This is a genomic window from Streptomyces sp. MK37H, from assembly GCF_018035285.1.
Lineage (GTDB): Bacteria > Actinomycetota > Actinomycetes > Streptomycetales > Streptomycetaceae > Streptomyces > Streptomyces endocoffeicus.
In genome coordinates, this window is sequence record NZ_JAAAYH010000748.1 from 1 (window position 1) to 2,279 (window position 2,279).

The 2,279-nt window shown below is 72.8% G+C and carries 3 protein-coding genes; all 3 read right to left on the reverse strand.

Annotation, left to right across the window (positions count from 1 at the left end; translation table 11 throughout):
• Positions 1–758: coiled-coil domain-containing protein (locus tag GWI24_RS43495; RefSeq protein ID WP_374103412.1), on the reverse strand; the 758-nt coding region annotated here is incomplete at its 3' end.
• 145 nt (positions 759–903) lie between these two features.
• Positions 904–1,170 carry a hypothetical protein gene (locus GWI24_RS43500; RefSeq protein ID WP_210951532.1) on the reverse strand — a complete coding sequence of 89 codons (267 nt, stop codon included), beginning with the start codon at positions 1,168–1,170 and terminating at the stop codon, positions 904–906.
• A 120-nt stretch (positions 1,171–1,290) separates the two neighbouring features.
• Complete coding sequence (locus GWI24_RS43505; protein WP_247617707.1) at positions 1,291–2,118, reverse strand: TetR/AcrR family transcriptional regulator; 828 nt, start codon at positions 2,116–2,118, stop codon at positions 1,291–1,293.
• Between the last annotated feature and the right edge of the window lie 161 nt (positions 2,119–2,279).

A 2,279-nucleotide genomic window follows, 5' to 3' on the forward strand; every position in this document is an offset into this window, starting at 1 on the left:
CCCGTGCCACCGTTCGTGCCGCCGTTCGTGGTGGCGGGCGGGCCCGCGGCGCCGGGTGAGGTGCCGTTCGTGGTGCCGAGCGCCCCGGAGGCGAGCAGTTTGCGCTGGGCCTTCGCGGTCTCCTGGCGCTCGCGCTGGGCCACCTGGGCGATCTGGCGGGTGCTGAGCGCGGCCAGCAGCTTCTCGATGGAGCGGAGCTGCTTCTTCACCTTGTCCCGCTGTTTCTTGCGCTTCGCCGCCAGGGACAGCTGTTTGTCCAGCGCGGTCCGCGCCCGGGTGGCGATGGTGTCGGCGTGCCGCTCGCCCTTGGTCAGTCGCTGGATCAGGGCGGCCTCGCGGCCGGCCGCCCGATCCAGCTCGCGCGCCTCGTCGGCGGCGTTCTCCGGGTGCGGGGTGAGCAGGGTCAGCAGGAAACCGTAGGAGGAGAGCGCGCTGTGGCCCTGGTACTGCCGGCGGGCCAGCCGTCCCGCGTCGTCGTGGCTGTCGGCGAGCTCCGTACGGGCGTGGACGAGCTGGGCCGTGAGCTCCCTGGTCCTGGTGCGCTGCTTGTGCAGCTTCTCCTCGGTCCCGTTGTACGCCTCCGTGGCCTCCTCGGCCTTCCGGTACAGCGTCTTGAGCTGCGTCAGCAGCTCGGACACGGACCGGTCGGCGGGGCGGGCGGGGGCGGCCGACGCCTTGGCCGCCGGGACGGCGGGCACCAACGCGGCGGCCGCGGTGATCGCCGCCGCGCAGACCGAGCCCACGATCCGTCCTGACACGTGATCACCTCCGGCTCCGAGACGCCTCTGTTCGGCGTCCAGCTCAGCAGGGATCGTGGCATGACGTTCGTATCTTCAGGAGAATTGTGGGCGAGTCGGACGAATGCAGTCACCCGTCCGGCGGGCGGTCCGCTCGGTCCGGCGGTCAGTTCGGCTTGGACCACGGCCACTTCGGCCCGCCACCCGGCTTTCCCTCCGGGTCGTACTCATAGGCCCAGCCCCGGACCAGGCCCAGCCGCTTGGAGGTGGCGGCCGGAACCCTGCGGTAGACATACACCGTCGGCGGTCCGCCCGCCTCGTCCTCCACCGGCACCTCGTAGGTCTTCGGAGGCTGGCCCGTGAGGCCGACCAGCACCGGCAGCACCCGGCCGTCCAGCGGCCCGCCCACGAAGGGCGTCTCCTCGCTTCTCACGGCACGACCGTACGTCTCACGACGACCGTTCGTCTCACCGGGACGTTCGTCTCACCGCGACCGTTCGTCTCACCGGGACGTTCGTCTCACCGCGACCGTACGTCTCACCGGCCGCGCTCGTCACAGCAGATGCGACGCCTCGCCCAGCGCGGGCACCACGCGGCGCGCCAGCCGCCCGACCGGTCCCTCGGCGGGTTCCATCCTGACCGCGGCCTTCATCACCCGGGCCGTCTGCGGATCGGTGGCCGCGGTGGCGGTCAGCATCGCCACGAACTGGTCCACCAGCCAGTCGCGCAGCTCCTCCAGCGGCGGCCGCTTCTCCTCGTCCAGCCAGATCAACGAGGCCGCCTCGACGGCCGTGATCCAGGTGCGCACCATCATCCGCAGCCGCGCACCGGGCTCCTTGACCGCCAGATGGAGCAGGATCTCCTCGGCCGCCGCCCGCCGTACCTCGTCCACGATCGCGTTCGTGCGCGAGGTCTCGGCCACGCTGCCGCTCTGCAACAGCGCGCTGAACCCCGCGTCGTGCTCGTCCACGAAGGCCAGATAGCGGTCCAGCACCCGGCTCAGCCGGGCGCTGAGCGGACCGCTCCTGGGCTCCTCGAAGCACTGTTCCAGCTCATCGGCGGCGCTGCGCAGCGCCGCCTCGTACAACTGCTGCTTGCCGCCCGGGAAGTAGCGGTAGACCAGCGGACGGGAGGCCCCGGCGGCCGAGGCCACATCGTCCAGCGACACGTCCTCGGGCGCGCGGTGGGCGAAGAGGTCGAGCGCGGCGGTGAGGAGTTCGGCGCGCCGCGCCTCGACGCTCAGCCTGCGGTAGCTGCCCCGGCGGGCGGCCGGTGGGCTCGCGGTGGCCGGGGGTTCCGCCGCCGGGCGCGCGGCGGCACTCGCCTCCGCCGGGGGTGTCGCCTCCGGGGGTGCCGGAGCGGTGCCGCTGCCTGTCGTCATGCCTGGCAGCGTAACCGCCCATCGTTACGAAGCGGATGCCCCCTTCGGTCCGACCCGAAGAGCCCCTCGGGTCCGGCCCGAACGCGCACTTGGGCCCGGCGGCCCGATGCCCCTCGGCCCGGCGGCCGATGACCCGCTTGGCCCCAGCCCTACGGGACGTC